This is a genomic window from Tissierella praeacuta DSM 18095 (assembly GCF_900128955.1).
Taxonomy (GTDB): domain Bacteria; phylum Bacillota; class Clostridia; order Tissierellales; family Tissierellaceae; genus Tissierella; species Tissierella praeacuta.
Genome location: NZ_FQTY01000002.1, coordinates 33,476 through 50,026, shown reverse-complemented (window position 1 = coordinate 50,026; position 16,551 = coordinate 33,476). Strand labels below are relative to the sequence as shown.

At 29.6% G+C, this 16,551-nt stretch carries 12 protein-coding genes; 2 read left to right on the top strand and 10 right to left on the bottom strand.

The window, feature by feature from the left end; all coding sequences use genetic code 11:
• Nucleotides 1–13: 13 nt before the first annotated feature.
• The 3 genes from BUB33_RS02915 to BUB33_RS02905 all read right to left on the bottom strand — a co-directional run bounded on the left by BUB33_RS02915 (nt 14) and on the right by BUB33_RS02905 (nt 3,147).
• The gene (locus BUB33_RS02915) at nt 14–1,696 is read right to left on the bottom strand and encodes a sensor histidine kinase (protein WP_072972999.1); all 1,683 of its coding nucleotides are present in this window, start codon (nt 1,694–1,696) and stop codon (nt 14–16) included.
• Nucleotides 1,697–1,906: 210 nt separating this feature from the next.
• The gene (locus BUB33_RS02910; protein WP_072972996.1) at nt 1,907–2,188 is read right to left on the bottom strand and encodes a DUF6199 family natural product biosynthesis protein; all 282 of its coding nucleotides are present in this window, start codon (nt 2,186–2,188) and stop codon (nt 1,907–1,909) included.
• Nucleotides 2,189–2,211: 23 nt separating this feature from the next.
• Nucleotides 2,212–3,147 carry a coiled-coil domain-containing protein gene (locus BUB33_RS02905; protein WP_072972994.1) on the bottom strand — a complete coding sequence of 312 codons (936 nt, stop codon included), beginning with the start codon at nt 3,145–3,147 and terminating at the stop codon, nt 2,212–2,214.
• Nucleotides 3,148–3,476: 329 nt separating this feature from the next.
• Between BUB33_RS02905 and BUB33_RS02900 the strand changes: the two genes are divergently transcribed.
• Entirely contained in the window at nt 3,477–4,370 is an 894-nt protein-coding gene (locus tag BUB33_RS02900; RefSeq protein WP_072972992.1) for a hypothetical protein, read from the top strand.
• Nucleotides 4,371–4,412: 42 nt separating this feature from the next.
• Here the strand turns inward: BUB33_RS02900 and BUB33_RS02895 are convergent, their stop codons facing one another.
• The 7 genes from BUB33_RS02895 to BUB33_RS02865 all read right to left on the bottom strand — a co-directional run bounded on the left by BUB33_RS02895 (nt 4,413) and on the right by BUB33_RS02865 (nt 14,242).
• The gene (locus BUB33_RS02895; RefSeq protein ID WP_072972990.1) at nt 4,413–5,717 is read right to left on the bottom strand and encodes a DUF2812 domain-containing protein; all 1,305 of its coding nucleotides are present in this window, start codon (nt 5,715–5,717) and stop codon (nt 4,413–4,415) included.
• 247 nt (nt 5,718–5,964) lie between these two features.
• Nucleotides 5,965–7,167, bottom strand: coding sequence for a hypothetical protein (locus BUB33_RS02890; RefSeq protein ID WP_084725095.1), 1,203 nt, complete (start codon nt 7,165–7,167; stop codon nt 5,965–5,967).
• Between the two features lie 14 nt (nt 7,168–7,181).
• Complete coding sequence (locus BUB33_RS02885) at nt 7,182–8,309, bottom strand: M20 family metallopeptidase (RefSeq protein ID WP_072972988.1); 1,128 nt, start codon at nt 8,307–8,309, stop codon at nt 7,182–7,184.
• Nucleotides 8,310–8,340: 31 nt separating this feature from the next.
• Nucleotides 8,341–9,693 (bottom strand): amidohydrolase family protein, encoded by a 1,353-nt coding sequence (locus BUB33_RS02880; RefSeq protein WP_072972986.1) that lies wholly within the window; start codon nt 9,691–9,693, stop codon nt 8,341–8,343.
• 89 nt (nt 9,694–9,782) lie between these two features.
• Nucleotides 9,783–11,396, bottom strand: a complete 1,614-nt coding sequence (locus tag BUB33_RS02875) for a PucR family transcriptional regulator (protein WP_072972983.1) — start codon at nt 11,394–11,396, stop codon at nt 9,783–9,785.
• A 250-nt stretch (nt 11,397–11,646) separates the two neighbouring features.
• Entirely contained in the window at nt 11,647–12,210 is a 564-nt protein-coding gene (locus tag BUB33_RS02870; protein ID WP_159429157.1) for a TetR/AcrR family transcriptional regulator, read from the bottom strand.
• Between the two features lie 94 nt (nt 12,211–12,304).
• Entirely contained in the window at nt 12,305–14,242 is a 1,938-nt protein-coding gene (locus tag BUB33_RS02865) for a flavocytochrome c (RefSeq protein ID WP_072972979.1), read from the bottom strand.
• A 290-nt stretch (nt 14,243–14,532) separates the two neighbouring features.
• On the opposite strand from BUB33_RS02865, the gene BUB33_RS02860 reads away from it, so the two are divergent.
• Nucleotides 14,533–16,521: a methyl-accepting chemotaxis protein gene (locus tag BUB33_RS02860; RefSeq protein ID WP_072972977.1), complete on the top strand. Its 1,989-nt coding sequence runs from the start codon at nt 14,533–14,535 to the stop codon at nt 16,519–16,521.
• The last annotated feature ends 30 nt before the right edge of the window (nt 16,522–16,551 follow it).

The following is a 16,551-nucleotide window of genomic DNA, read 5'->3' as shown; positions in this document are numbered from 1 at the left end:
ATTAACCATCTCCTTAAAATTTAGGAATTACCATAGTAACAGCAGTTCCCTTATTAATTTCAGATTCAATAATTAATCCATGTTCCTTTCCATATTTGTTTTTTAATCTTTCATTTACATTTATAAGTCCAATACTTTCCTTGTTACAATTTTCTTCAAATAAGGAATTTAAACATTCCTTAGGTATTCCAACTCCATCATCTTTTACAATTAATTCTGTTTCCATATCATTATCCCTTGCAATTATTTCAACCTTTCCTCCCTCAATCTTACCTAGAACCCCATGTTTTATTGCATTTTCTACTATAGGCTGAAGGAGCAATGGTGGAAGTTTACAATCAATGTTTTCTGGTACATCATAGAGAATCTTTAATTTATCTCCAAATCTTGCCTTTTCAATTTCAACATAAGAATTTATATGTTCTATTTCCTTATATAAGTTCACAACTTCTGTTTCTTGCTGTAAATTGTTTCTAAAATAATTACCTAGATGGATTAAAAGCCTACGAGCATTATCTGGTTGGGTTCTAGTCAATGACACTATAGTATTTATAGCATTAAATAGAAAGTGAGGATTTATCTGAGCCTGTAAAGCCTTTAATTCTGCTCTAGACAATAACTCTCTTTGGTGGTCTATCTTACTTAGTTCTATTTGAGTAGAAAACATTTTAGCTAAGCCTAATGCCAATTCCACATCTACTTTCGTTATAGAATTTTCCTGTCCCTTATATAATTTTAAAGTTCCTATAACCTTATCTTCTTCTCTAATAGGTACAATTACAGCAGATTTTAATGGACAATTACTATAAGCACATCCTATTTCTCTTTCAGTATTTGCTACTATATATTCCTTAGTTAACAAGGTTTCTCTTGTTAAACTGGTCTTTATAGGAGTTCCCACTAAATGGTGGTCTGCCCCTATACCAATATGAGCTAATATCTTTTCTGTATCAGTAAATGCAACAGCTTTAATTTTCGTCATATTATAAATTATCTTTGCCGTATCCCTTGCTGTATCTTCATTATATCCTTTTCTAAAATATGCCAAAGTTCTATCAGCAATTTTTAAAGTCAGTTGAGCCTGATATGCAGCCTCATTCTCTATTTCTTTAAATATAGTATCCGTTATAGCAATAAATGCAGCTATTCCTACTCCATTTCCCACAATCATTGGAATTCCAATTACTTTAACTAGATTCACTGCATCCGAAAATGGTCTTGCAACCAAAAGAATTATTAGCATTTGCATTACTTCGGCTATTGCCCCAGATACCAACGCAAAAGTTATTCTATATGGACTATTTTCAAATTTGTTTTTCAATAATCCTGCCATAATACCTTCTGATAATGTTGATATACCACAAGCAATAGCCGTAAAGCCTCCAATATCTATTAAAAACCTATGACCTCCTGCAATAACACCTGATAAAACTCCAACTAAAGGTCCTCCAAGTAATCCTCCTACAAAAACACCAATAACTCTAGAATTTACTAATGCACCTTTTAAATGTATTCCCGTATAAGTTCCTATTATTCCAAAAAAACCAAAAATAATAGATAGCAATAATTTATCTTTAATATCTATATTTTCCTTTGAAACTAATTTTCTAAACAATCCAACCTTTGAAAGAAACAATGCTAAAACTAATATAACTCCAACTCTATTGAATAAATTTTTAAGCAAAATTATTAACACAAAAACACCTCTTTAAATATTTACTTCATCATTAGTATATCATATTTAATTTATTGAAAAAACAAAAAAGACAATTTGTATTTAACAGTCAAATTGTCTTTTCTCCACACTTAATTACTTCTCTATTTCTTCTTTTATAGTTACCTATATTTTCTATGGTATTCAATTAAACTATAATGCTATATATTAATTTTACAATAATCCCATGACTTATTTAATTAAAAAATAATATAAAGATATAGATACGGATAATATAAGAAATATTGTTCCGTATAAAGAATTAAATAAAATTGTTATAATTGATATTATCAATAGTAAACTAATTATGGAAGTAGCACGGAGATATTTTATATACTCTTCAGTTGGTTCAATTTCTCCTTTATATTTCCACCTATTTCCCCAAAGCATAACTTCTTCTGGATGGATAATTGAATAAATTATAAATATTAAAATAGGCAGTAATATAATTCCAAAAACAATCAACTCTAGCATATAGTTACTTCCTTTCATTAAATCTACATTTCTAATATGGAAATAATTTCTTTTTCTATAGATTTCTGTGCTCTTTCCATTATATTCAAATCTCTACTTAAATCCGATAATATACTCTCTACTCGATTATATGCATCATCTACATTTGATATAGATTCATTTATCTTTGATTGTACAAACCAATCAGCAAATAGTCCATCAAAGAAAAAATCTGCAAACTTAGCAAAAGAACCTATATTTACTTCAATATCTGTAAACTGGTTTACATCTGTCAATTCTTTCTGAAATCTCTTTAGATGATGCTGCACATCGTAAGAAAGTTTATTAGCATCATCTATTTTAGAATGTTTTATAAGATCTGTAAAAAATCCACCACCTAGCATATCCCAGACTCCCCAACTATGAGCAGACTCTAGAGGCTGCCTTATATCTAAGAGTGCCTTTGATGCATTTTCTCCAGCATTTATAGCTTCTTTTACCTCTTTTATATCTAGTTTTAATTCATTTAATTTATCTAATAAGCTCCGAAGTCTTCTTCCTACATGAGTATCATCATTTATTAACATTTCTTGCTTTTCTTTTATGGCTTTTTCATATTCTTGTTTTACTCCCGAATATTTCATTAATTCTTTATTACATTTTTCAATCTCATTTTCTAGTTCTTTTATAGCTAAAACACATTCATCATATTTAATTTTAGCAGCTAAGAATTCTTTCCTTTCTTTATCTAATCTATCTTCTTTTTTTCCAATTAAATTAAAGAAAAATGAACTTAAGCTCGTACCCTCAAGTTTAAATACATCCTTTTCTTCTTTTTTTAGTGTTTCTTTTAGAACCTCTAAAGACTGATTTTTCTTTTTTAACTCCTCAATGGCAATAGACTTTAGTGAATCTAATTTTTCTTTAGAGCGAAGTCTTTCTTTTAAATCATAAATCTCTTCATTGATATCTCTATACATCCATATCACCCCAATACCTTATTTACTTAAATTATAACATAAAAGAGACTATTTAATAACTTATTTATCAGTTATGAAAGGAGTTACTAAACTTAATATGATTTAAACTTTCTATTCATAGATTATAGCCCCTTTTACTATTTCTTTGTAAAATATACTATTTATAGTATATACTATTATAAAAGACAATTAGATGGATTATTCAAATAATTCTAATAACACATTACAATCATAACCATCCTTTGGTAATATGTGAATTCATTATGAAAAGTAATTACATTAATTTAATTAAAAATATTTTATATGTATCATAGATAGGAGGAATATATATGAGAATCTTTAAAACTTTATTTTTATTTATTATGATAATTCTTTTATCTTCCTGCAGTAAAACAAAAATTAGTATTTATAATGAAATTCTTGATGAAAAACAAGTAGAAGAAATGAAAATAGATACTGATTTAATAAAATTTGATGATTTTGAAATTATAGAAGACTATAATTGGCTTATACCTTTAGCCTTAGATGAAAAAACAATGGAATCAGAGAATAGGGATATTGCTGAACAAAGAGAAAATAAAAAGATAGAAGAAGAACTTTTGAAAATGATGAAAGAAGCTAATGTAGATATCAATGGGATGAATTTAGTAATCAACAAGAATGGCTTTTTAGTCTTCTGGAATAAAAACATTGGAAAAATTTATTTATATGATACTGATAAAAAGTCCTTACAATTCTTGTTAGATACTTATATAGTCCAAAATGAAATATCCCATGAAAGACTTGTTTTCTTAGCAAACACAAATGAAAATACCCTTTATTTAGCAAATGAAAGTTATTTATATCTATTTAATCATGAAGGAAGGCAAATGCAGTCAAAAAAGATTCCAGAAAATTTTAACATATCAACTTTAAGAGATAATTTTGCTGTATTGACCAAAGAAGAAAAGTCATACATATATTTATATAGCAGTGATTCTATAAAATATGTATTTCAAAAAGATTCTTCTCTTTATTATTATAATGAATATTTAATACTTCAAAAAGGTAATATGATTTATTGTATAGATTTTTTGAATAATAAAATATACCCTTATAAAGAGGAAAATATTGAATCTATGCAAGTATTAGTTATTCCTGGAAGTGATAAAATCACAATTATTGATAATGAAAACTTAAACAAAGCACCTAAAAAATATAAAATAAGACTACCAAAATTATAATTTTATTCTATGAATCTTTTTCTTTCATCCCTTCCTCCAGCTTTAATAATTATTTAGTTTATTAACAATAATATTTATATTATCTTTATCTGATAAATCAAAATGACTGTCTATATAGAATATTTCATTATTCTTTAATAAAATTATACTTCTAGTAAAATCATAATCCATAAAAAAAGCCTTATCAAAATAATCATAATACATATCTGCAGGAGTTGCCCTTCTTCTGTATCTTTTAGTATCTTTTTCAATCATTCCATCAAATACATATTTAGCCATCTTATTATTTATAGCCTTTATATATTGAGTTCTTACATAATCTCCATTCCCATCTGAGGACTCTTCATAATAGGTAGATATCTTAGGCAGTAATATACTTCCTTCCCTATAAAAATTTGAATAATCAATTTCCCTTTGATTAAAATCATTTAAAGTAAGACCTTTATATCCTTCTCTCAATTCTTCTGTTTCCCCTGCATCATATAATTTAAGAATAATTATATTAACCCCTATTACCACTAAAACAATAAAAACTCCAAATAATACTACGTTTCTATCCTTACTTCTTTTTTTCTTATTTTTATTTTTTCTAAATAAAGTTCCTGCTGTAATGCCTATGATTACAGGCAATAATGAAAAAGCTCCTTGAAAGTTCCCATTAATCAAATCAGTAATTAATGCAGCTATAGTTAAAACTGCAAATAACAACGCTGGATATAAAAGGGAAAATGTTCTAAATTTTAAATATTTATAATTTATTTTAGGTAGTTTTTCCCCATTTTTAATAGCCACCTTAGCTCGAAATATCCAAAAACCATGTGAAAATATATAAGCCACCCCTGGTATGATAAATATCGGAGTCATTATTGTCATTACTATATCTATATTGGATTTAAGTCTATTATAATCTACTGGAAATAATTTAAATAAACTCCCAATAAGAATAAAAAGATAAACTATATATACAATTATTTCAAATAATAAAGATTTATTTATTATAGATTGTTTTTTTCTGTCATCAGTTTGAATGGGTAGTAAATTATCTTCCTTTAGTGAATAAAAAACTTGAATTTTATGAGAGGCTGTTAAAAAATTCCAACCCGAATTTATGTATAGATTTCTATATCTCACTACATCTTCATTATGAGGATAGTCAAAAACTGAAAGCTTAGGAAGTAAATCTACACAAAACTTCAACTCTTGGGGCTTTGTCCTCTTATACCTAATTGAATATTCACCAATCTTATCTAACATCCAGCCTTTTTTAGCCATTTCTTCAAAATGCTCTTCCATTGTACTAATATCAGATGCTGAAAATGCAAATAATTCTCTTTTTATATTGGTCATTGTCCCTTCACCCCTAATAGTATATTATCAATGTCCATTTAATATTTATGTTGTTAATATATTATAATATCATAAATTAGTAAATAAAAAAACTTTATTTATATTATCTTTTATTATATTAATCTTTATATTTATATATAAATACTATATTTCCTATGCAAGCTATGATTATATTAGAGCCTTACAAAATTTTATATAAAAAAGGTTGAGCCAAATTGCTCAACCTTCTTTACAACTTATTTCTTATTTAAAACCAAGGAAGCACCTTTATTATCATAGATACCACTATTGTTGTAACTCCCATGGAGGTTACATTTCCAATAGTTGGATGATAATCTTCTGGTAGTTTATCACAGAAATATTCTGCTAAAGGCGGTCCTATTATACCTCCTAATATACCTGCAGTAACAGCTACTCCCACCGATGAACCAAACATCAAAACACAAGCTGGTCCAACACTTACTACTGGTACATAGGTTCCGTACCATCCTTTTTCAACATATTTGTTAAAGTATAAAAATACTCCTATTGATGAACCAACAAACTGGGATAATATAATTGCTGGGATTGCACCTGAAGCATAGGCACCATGGTTTATATTTAATATCCAATCTAATGAAGCTCCTATTATAATAAATAATCCAGCTATTTCATTTCCGTAAAATTGAGCTTCAGAGAAATCTGCTAAAACCCTTCTTACGAACCATAATGGCTTCTCCATTTCCCTTAGAGTTTCTTCTTGTGATTTCACTGGTCTATTTAATGTCTTGGATGGTACTTTTTTCATCCATGGCAGTGCCTTAGCTATACCACAAACTAATATTCCTGTTATTGCCATAGTAAATACATTTGAAACTACTCCAGGTACTCCTAGGGCAGGTATAATATTATTTGTTATCCAAAAAGCCACTGGGAACCCCATAACTCCTCCGAGAATAGAGCCTGTGAGTAAAGCCTTTATACTTGGACCATATAATAACATTATAGCTGGTGGAGCTCCTACTACTGTAATAAATGTTGGTAACCAAGTATATTCTCCATTTTCAAAGAAAGATGTAAAATTTAGAACAAATATTGCAATAAATAATGATAATAGCTGAGATGCTAATACCCAAGGCCATAAATTTGAACCATAAGAAACATTGAAACCTGCTAACTTGGAATTTTTAACATCTAATCTCCAAGCTACAAACCCTCCTATAATTATTCCTAGGGAAGCAAAAACTCCTGCATAAAATTGAGCTTCTGTAAAGTTCATTATATACCAAATAAGTTTATAAAATGGATTATGATTTGCATTAGCCACTATTGTATTATAGTCTAGCCAGCTGCTTTGAACATTTATACTGCTTAGAATAAAATATATTAAAAAACCTATTCCCAATGATATAATAAGACCCGCTAAAGAACCTGCACTATATTGTTTCTTATTATTCTTAATATTTTCCATATTTATCCTCCAATCTAGAAGTTTATTATATAAGAAATATAAAACTCTATCATTCTTCCAATTGATTTAATTTTTATCCTTTCATTCTTCTGATGGCACATATCTTCCTCACCAGGTCCTAGTATTACAAAAGGAATATTGTGATAAGGTATAAGTTGTGAAGCATCAGTATAAAAATTTATGCCCTTAAACTTTACTGAATAAGATAATTTTTCATATACAGATACTATCTCTTTTATAAATTCGTGGTTTTTATCCATTGTTAAAGGAGGTCTATTATTCTCCACATATACTTCTATGGTCATACCTTGGTTTTCATTTTCCATATCTTTAGCAATTTTATTAGCATTATCTATAATTTCTTCATGATTAAAACCTGGAATAGTTCTTATATCTAAGGTAGCATTTGCATTTTCAGGTATAATATTAGTTTTTACTCCTCCATTAATTGTAGTAATTGCATAACTAGAATTTCCTAGTAAAGAATGCTTCTTGTCTAAGTCTAAAGTATTCTTAAGTTTATTTATATACTCGTATAATTTTTCTATAGCATTTATTCCTAGTTCTGGCTTAGATCCATGGGAGGATTTTCCTTTTATACGGATATTTAACCATAGAGTTCCTTTTTCACAGATACCGATTTCTTCATCAGAAGGTTCTGTGATAAAAACCTTTGATATATCTTGTAATAATCCCTTATCTCTTAAAGCTCGTACACCTAATCCTCCTGATTCTTCGTCAGCTGTAAATACAAACTTTAAGGTATAGGGTGGAATTATATTGTTTTCTAGAAAATACAATGCTGTTAATATCATTGCAGTAACTCCACCCTTCATATCAGAAGTACCTCTGCCATACATATAGCCATTTTCAATTACTCCATCAAAAGGAGGGTGTATCCAACTATCTTCATCTGATACTGGTACAGTGTCTATATGCCCTATAAATCCAATTTTTTCGTGACTTTTTCCCTCTATTTCTATTACTAAGGATCCTCTATTATTTCCATGATCTACTATTTTATATTCTATATCTTGAGGAAAAAACTTTAGAATTTCATTTACTGCATCCATTTCATTACCAGGTAAATTAGTAGTATTTATATTAATTAATCTTTTTAATATTTCTGTTATTCTGTCCATTAATTTAGCTCCCCTTTTACTAAGTCCATTATTATCTTCTATATGAGAACATTACTAAGTCTCCTACTCCTATTCTCTTAACCATACCAAATTTACTTACAAATCCACCTGCTCCACTGCCACGTCTCACTGCTCTATTTTCAAAGCCTACTACTTCTCCATTTACTATGGTATAGACTGCTGTTTTTACTTCTCTATTAATAACAGTTATATTAGCTAAAGCACCTTTACCTAAATGCCCTATTTTTTCAGTCCACCAAGTATTACCTGTTCTTTCAGCTATTAATCGTGCTGGATTAGAAGTCATAGTGGCAACTGAATTACTTAAGTTTAAAACTCCCATTTCTACTAATTCTAATATGGCTGGAATATTATCTCTTGTATCTCCAAAACCTTTCATTGTGGCATCATTTTGTCCATCAGATATAAGAATATCTACTATTCCTTTTTCTAAAGCTTCATAGGCTAGTTGTTGAGATTTTTTAGGTAGAATAAGTCCTTCTCTACTTCCTCCACCTTCTCTTAACATTGTAGTTACAAACTCTCCAGTTATATTTTGATTTTTACATAAATCTATTACTGTCTTCATACCTTCTGCTGCTTCCATATGAGTACCGCATCCTGCAGCTGTTGTGTGTCCTAGATGAAGTGGTCTTCCTTTAGATAATTCAAATAATCTAATAGCATGATCTGGATCCTGAGTATGGGTCATATATAGTAAATTAGCCTTAGAAGTTATTTCAAATATCTTCTCTATATTTTCATCAGACATTATAAAATGTCCCATGTGGTCTTTAATTCCTACTACTAAAGGTGCTGTAGTATTAGTGATTGCATTTCTTGTCATTCTTGATGAAGCAGTTTCTACATCTAATTCACCTTTATATAACTTTATTAGTTCATCTACTGATAACATGGTAGATAATACACTTGCTGCCCCTTGATATAAACCAATATTTACTGGTAATCCTCTATCTACTTCAGCCCCTAGTAAAGCTGGTGCCATAAAAGTATTTCCTGCTCCGGGAGAAAGTCCCATTGTTACTCCATTAGCTACTGCACCATAAATTGGGTCTGTACTAACTTCAAATAAATCTCCTAAGTGAAGGTGCATATCTACTATTCCTGGCACAACTAAAAGTCCTTCACAGTTTATTACAATATCTCCTTTTTCTGCATAAATATCATTCCCTACTTCTACAATTTCATCATTTAGTATAGCCAAATCTTGTACTTCTTCAATTCCATTTTTAGGGTCTATTACTAACCCTCCTTTTAGAATAACCTTCCCTGTCTTTTCTAAATCCTTAAAAGGATCGGATAAATTATTATTTTTAACTGAAGCTAACACATCTTTTAACATACCTACTGTTGTTTTATACATGTCTTTTCCTCCTTGTTAACTTTTTGTTTAATACTATTATATAGTTAATAACCTATATACACACTGTTCCTAAGGTATAAAAAAGAAGACTATATTTTAGTCTTCATGTACAAAGAGTATTGGCTGCTCATATTCATTAATTTTAAACAAAACTCTATTTTAAACTTCTCCTCTCTATTGTTTAAATCTAAATTCATTATCTCACAAATCTTGCTAAATCTATATTTTATGGTGTTATAATGAATAAACATCTCTTCTGAAGTCTGTTTTAAATTCCAATCATTTTTTACTATAGTTCTCAATGTATTCATATATTCTGAATTATTTTCAATATCATAGTCAATTATCTTCTTCAAATATTCTTCACAAAAACTATGGGCATCATCTTCAAGAGAAAGATTATAAAGCATTCTATAAACTCCTAGATTAGAATAAATATGAGTCTTATCTTCTTCATAAACTGTTCTACCTATTCTTACAGCTTTTTGAGCTTCTACAAAACTAATATATACATCTATAATAGACTCTTGATATGTCCCTATTCCTATAGAAACTGTAAATTTACTATTTTCCTTGACTTCTTCTCTTATTTCTTCTGAAACCTTTTCTAATCTTTCAAAGAAATCCTCTATAGAGCCTATATCTTGCTCCACTAGAAACACTATACTATCACTATATATTGTATAAAAACACTGTTTAAAGTTTCTTCTCATTTTAGAATTAGCCAAACTGAATATTTTATTCTTCTCATTTTCTAACTCCTGTGTGTTTTTTAAAGACATAAACTTCTCTTTAAAATTATCTATATCTACTATTAAACAAACAAGACCATTTTCTATTTTCCAGCCATATAATGCTGCCCTATTATTTGCCTCTTCTACAGTCCTTATATTATTTATTATCAAATCTTGAATAAATTCATCCCTATATTTTTGCTCTATTTGATAATTTGATATCTCTTTTTGTATATTAAGTTTGAGTACTGTACTAGCATGCTCTATAGTTATATTGTCTAAGTCCTCCAAAGAACTTTCTTCACTTTTTTTAAGAATCAAATATCCATAAATAGAATTACTTATTTGAACAGGATAACTATAATATTTATCTAAGATATTTTTAAGTCCTGTACCCTCAACATCTTCCTTGAGTTCATGAGAAGTACCCCTTATGTAATTTCGATTAAAAACCAAATCTATGAATGCTATGTCTTTACCTAATATTTTATATAGTATATCCATTATGTCACTAGTACCTTTCCCCTGTATGACCATCTGTGTGAAGGTTTTATGTATATCTTCAGACATCATTAGTTTTTTAGCTTGAGTATTGACTATCCTTGAAAGAACAGGATTTATAATGTCTGTAAAAGCATACCATCTAGGAACATATATAATAGGAAAATTTAACTTATCTCCTGTTTCTTTTACCTCTTGTGGCAATATTTCAATAAATCTACCTATCTTTATTCCTAATGCTGCTGCTCCATGCTCATGTAATTTAATTACTAAATTTTTTAACTCTAAAGGATTGTCTTTCATTATATAACCTGTAGTAACTAAAAATTCTCCACCTTTCATCCAATTGTATATATCTGGAGCATCCATAATACTAACTGTACTTACAGTTTTGTTTAATCCTCCTTCACCTGCCAATATTTGAAAATCTTCGAATTGTTCTATTAGATTTTTAACCTTCATTTCCATATTACTCACCCCTCATAATAAAGTATCACCATCTCCTCAATCTTTATATCTTCAATAAAAATAAATTCCATAATGTAAATTATTCCTTTCGCCTAATTACCATCTTCTAATAAAGCTAGTTTTTCTTTAAATCATCTATACATACTAACTCTCTAAATATCTTGTGGGTTAATTATAACATAAAAAAACTCCCCTTTTAAAATCAGATTTCCTTTTCTAATCTAATCAACATTAAGGGGAGAAAACTACATTATGTTGTCAAAAAATTTATTAAATAAGTCACTTCCTTTACCATGTTTCCTCTAACAGGATAGCTATGCTCTCTATTAATCCACTCTAGAAGATATCCTCTGATTATTACAAAAATCATAGTTATAAGTTCCTTGGGGTCAATTTTAACTTTGAACTCACCATTATTAATACCCTCGATAATTATTTCTTCCAATATTCCATATAATCTTCTTTGTCTATTATAATCAGATTTAGTCATATGAGATCTCATGATTAATAAATTTGCATAATAACCCCACTCTTCAACATAGATACCAAAATGATTTACAAAATCAATTATTTGTTCTGCAGCTGTAGGGTGTTCCAAAATACTCTGTTGATTAACTAGAAAGAATTCATCCATTAAAATAAACATCTCATCTACTATGGCATCTTTAGACTGGAAATAGTGATAAAAGGCTCCAATAGATATATTAGCAGCCTCACAAATATCCTTAACCGTTACATTTTTAAGTCCTTCTTCATCCATAAGATTTACAATAATATTTATTAACTCTTGTTTTCTTCTTACAGATCTTTCCATTTCATAGGACATATAAATATCACCACCTTACAAAAATTATATCATAATAAAAAAATAATTCCCTATCTTTTATAGAGAATTATTTTTGTTCTATTTATTTTTCCAATGCTGCTGATTCTCCAGCTATCTTACCATATACTACTGTATCTGGTATGGCATTACCGCCAAGCCTATTAGAACCATGTATACCACCAGTAACTTCACCAGCTGCATATAATCCCTTGATTATATTACCATTTTTATCAACTACTTGTGCATCTGTATTTATTTCAATTCCACCCATAGTATGATGTATTGTTGGTACACGAACAGATGCATAGAAAGGTGCCTTATTAAATTCATCTTGAAGTAGGTTTTTTCCTAGTGGATCAGATATTTCACCTCTAACAGCTTTATTATAGGTATCAACTGTATTTTTCAATGTAGCAGGGTCTACTTTCATTTGTTCTGCTAATTCTTCAATAGTATTTCCTTTAACAGCAATGCCACTCTCAACTAATTTACCTATTGATTCATTGAAATCATTTTTAACATCTTCATTATAATATTCATGTGCATCATGTAGTATCCACATAATTTGATCTGGCTGTTCTAAAAGTCCCTTTGTAAGAGTATCTCTTCTTGAATCTTCAGCTACAAAACGTTCACCTTTATTATTAATGAAAAGTTGGTTAGCTGCATTTATACTAATATTTCCAGACATTCCACCAGTTTCAGGATGTCCAACTGGTAATAATTGTATATATTCCATTCCAACTAAACTAGCACCAATAGCGTCAGCCATTACTATACCGTCACCAGTTGCACTAACACTATTTGTAGAGTTAAGATTTGATAAATCTCCCCAAAGCTCATCATATTTAGCTACTAATTCTTTATTTCTTGCAAATCCACCAGTAGCTATAATCACACCTTTATTTGCATTAACAATTATTTCATTGTTTCCCTGTAAACCTTTGACTCCTACTGCTTTACCGTCTTTCATGATAATATCTGTTATTTTAGTTTCTAATATTATTTCAGCATCATCACCTTTTGAAGATATGAATTCAACATAAGCATCTATAGGTCCAGTAGTAAGTGGCTTAATAAATTGGTGTGTTCTTGGCCATAATGCTCCCGTAACAGTAGCAATCTCATCTGATATTTTCACTCCTAAACCTTCAAGCCAACCAACAGACTCCTTTGCTCCATATGCAAATTTTTCTATTAACTCAAGATTACCTTTTTTATCCCCGCCATTAAATGCTTGTAACGCATGAAGTTGTGGTGAATCAAACATATAAGTGGATTTATTTTTTTTGTATTCTTTAATTTGCTCTGCCAATTCACTCATTAACCTTTTATGTATTTCATTGACAGGTTCTTCCTTGGTAATTCCTTCAATTTGTTTAATTAGTTCAGGACGCATAGTAAGAGCTTCTTGACGTTTACTATCCACTGCATTATATTGTCCACCAGCCATTATAGTAGAACCCCCTAATGTGGGCATTTTTTCTAATACAATAACCTTAGCATTATTCTGTAATGCAGAAACAGCAGCTGCAAGACCAGCACCACCACCACCGACAATAACTACATCTGTAGTTTTTTCTATTACTTCACCATTACTTGAGGACTTATCCACTTCTTTTAATAAATCATCAATATTAGCCCCAGCTTTTTCTAAAGCTTGTTTTGCAGCCTCAAGAATAGCAGTACTAGAAACAGTAGCTCCTGATATAGTGTCAATATTTAGACTTTGGTATTCAACTATTTCTTTTGGAATACGATCTATAGCAGTATCTGATATGCCAGGCGTTTCACTATGATTAAGGATTTTTACAGATAAAATATTTTCCTCATCTACCTCTACTTCAAGAGTAAGAGTATCACTAATACCCTTTGCTTCACCAGTATATACACCAGGTACAAACTTACCTTCTCCTTTGTTAGAGGAAGTAGGTGCTTTATCCTTGCCACAGCCTACTAAAGATAGTGCCATAGTTAATACTAAAAACAAAGCAATATGTTTCTTAGTAAATTTGAACATAAAAAAACCTCCTTTTTTTATAGAATGTTTTACTAGAATATTCTATCAACATATTCTAGTATATATTAAGTTAAAAAAATGTCAATAGTTTTATCTAAAATTTACAATAAATGTAATAAATCTGTTTTAATATTTATTATCAAATTCCCTATTTTGTACTTTAATCTAATATTTTTGGTTGTTGCAAAAATATAAATATTGAGTTAATATGTTGAATGGTGTCTACTTTTTAACAATTCATAATGCACCAAGATATGTAGGTCATAATTTCAAAAACAGGAGGTATTAACGTGAAAAGTATTAAACTAAAACTTGTTGTATATTTCTCCATATTAATTTTACTATCATCTATAATTGTCGGTTCCATTTCTGTAGTAAAGTCTGGGAAGACAATTAGTAATGAAGCAGAAAACGCACTTATAGATATGGCTCTTAATGGAGCAAAAATAGTAGAAAGCCGAATTAAAACTGAGAAAAGGGTTCTAGAAACCATAGCATGTATTCAGGAAATCCAAAGTATGGATTGGGAATTGCAAAAAGAGGAGCTACTAAGACAGGTTAAAGGAACTAATTTCATTGAACTAGCAATCTCCCATCTTGATGGAAGTACATATTCTCCTGATGGAACAATTATTCAGTTGGGGGATAGACCTTATTTGAAAAATGCATTAAGTGGTAAAACAAGTATATCTGATTTACTGGTTACTCGTGGTGTAAATCAATTAAATTTACTTTATGCTACACCTATAAAAAAAGATGGTCAAATAGTAGGTGCCTTATCCACTAGAGCCGATGGCAATATTCTAAGTGAACTTATTGCAGATATTGGTTTTGGCGAAACTGGGTATAGCTATATACTTAACAATGTAGGAACAGTAGTAGCACATCCTGATAAGGAATTAGTATTTGAACAGTCTAATGCAATTAATTTAGTGGAGAATGATGAAAGTCTCAAAGGTATAGCAAAATTAACTGAAAAAATAATAGAAGAAGGATTCGGTGTAAGTAGCTATTTCATTAATGGTAAAAAGTTATATGCTGGGTATGCACCAATCCAGGATACTAATTGGACATTCGTTATTACAGCAGATGAAGCTGAAGTATTGAATTCAATACCAGAAATGAAAAAAAATATCATTATATCAATAGCTATAACTTTATTATTTGGTATGGGTATTACATATATTATGGGTATGTTTATTGCTAAACCAGTAATCGAAGCAACTAGATATTCAGAAATCTTAGCCAATTATGATATTACACAAGATATTTCTCAACATTTCATATCAAGGAAAGATGAGCTGGGACATCTAGGAAAATCTATGCAAAGTATAACAGATAATCTTAGAAAGATGATTAATGAAATTCGTAATTCCTCGGAACAAGTAGCAGCTACTTCGGAGGAAATGGCTGCTACTATTGAACAGTCAACCCTTTCTTCAGAAGAAATATCTAAAACAGCACAAGAAATAGCCAATAGTACATCAGAGCAAGCATCTAGTACGGAATTAGGCTCATCAAAGGCTAATTTGTTAGGGGAAATAATTGAAAAGGAATTAATGTATTCAAAAAATCTAAAATCAAGAGCAAGTGAAATAATGGATATTATTAATAATGGTCTAAAGGAAATTGAAAATTTATCTAGGATAACGGAAGAAAGTAATGTTGCTTCAAAAGCAATTCAAGAGGTTATACTAAAAACAAATGATAGCTCTATTAAAATAGGACAAGCAAGTAATGTAATTGCCTCAATAGCAGAACAAACCAATCTTTTAGCATTAAATGCAGCAATAGAGGCAGCTAGAGCTGGAGAAGCTGGAAAGGGATTTGCAGTTGTAGCAGAGGAAATTAGAAAATTAGCTGAACAATCTTCAGCTTCTACAATGTCTATAGATGAAATAGTTAATGATTTACAAGCAAACTCTAAGGATGCTGTAACAACAATAGAAAGAGTATCAAATATAGCTAATGAGCAAACACAAAGCGTGATTAATAGCAGGGATAAATATATATTAATATATGAAGCAATGAAAAAAGCTGATAAAGAAATTGAGCAATTAAATGTTTCAGGCTTAGAAATGAATAGCATGAAAGATACTATACTAGATACCTTACAAAATCTTTCTGCCATAGCACAAGAAAACTCTGCTGCTACAGAAGAAGTCACAGCAACAATTGAAGAACAAGTTGCCTCTATGGAAGAAATTGCAAATGGCAGTGAAGCTTTATCAGAATTGGCACAGGAGTTACAATCAATCGTTGTTAAATTTAAAATTTAAAAATACAATTGGTTTTTAATTTTCCATATT

Bases quoted from the DNA above. Each gene is read 5' to 3' on its own strand.
- BUB33_RS02885 (WP_072972988.1), bottom strand. From the start codon at position 8,309: ATGGACAGAATAACAGAAATATTAAAAAGATTAATTAATATAAATACT.
- BUB33_RS02865 (WP_072972979.1), bottom strand. From the start codon at position 14,242: ATGTTCAAATTTACTAAGAAACATATTGCTTTGTTTTTAGTATTAACT.
- BUB33_RS02900 (WP_072972992.1), top strand. From the start codon at position 3,477: ATGAGAATCTTTAAAACTTTATTTTTATTTATTATGATAATTCTTTTA.
- BUB33_RS02890 (WP_084725095.1), bottom strand. From the start codon at position 7,167: ATGGAAAATATTAAGAATAATAAGAAACAATATAGTGCAGGTTCTTTA.
- BUB33_RS02910 (WP_072972996.1), bottom strand. From the start codon at position 2,188: ATGCTAGAGTTGATTGTTTTTGGAATTATATTACTGCCTATTTTAATA.
- BUB33_RS02870 (WP_159429157.1), bottom strand. From the start codon at position 12,210: ATGGAAAGATCTGTAAGAAGAAAACAAGAGTTAATAAATATTATTGTA.
- BUB33_RS02880 (WP_072972986.1), bottom strand. From the start codon at position 9,693: ATGTATAAAACAACAGTAGGTATGTTAAAAGATGTGTTAGCTTCAGTT.
- BUB33_RS02895 (WP_072972990.1), bottom strand. From the start codon at position 5,717: ATGACCAATATAAAAAGAGAATTATTTGCATTTTCAGCATCTGATATT.
- BUB33_RS02905 (WP_072972994.1), bottom strand. From the start codon at position 3,147: ATGTATAGAGATATCAATGAAGAGATTTATGATTTAAAAGAAAGACTT.
- BUB33_RS02875 (WP_072972983.1), bottom strand. From the start codon at position 11,396: ATGGAAATGAAGGTTAAAAATCTAATAGAACAATTCGAAGATTTTCAA.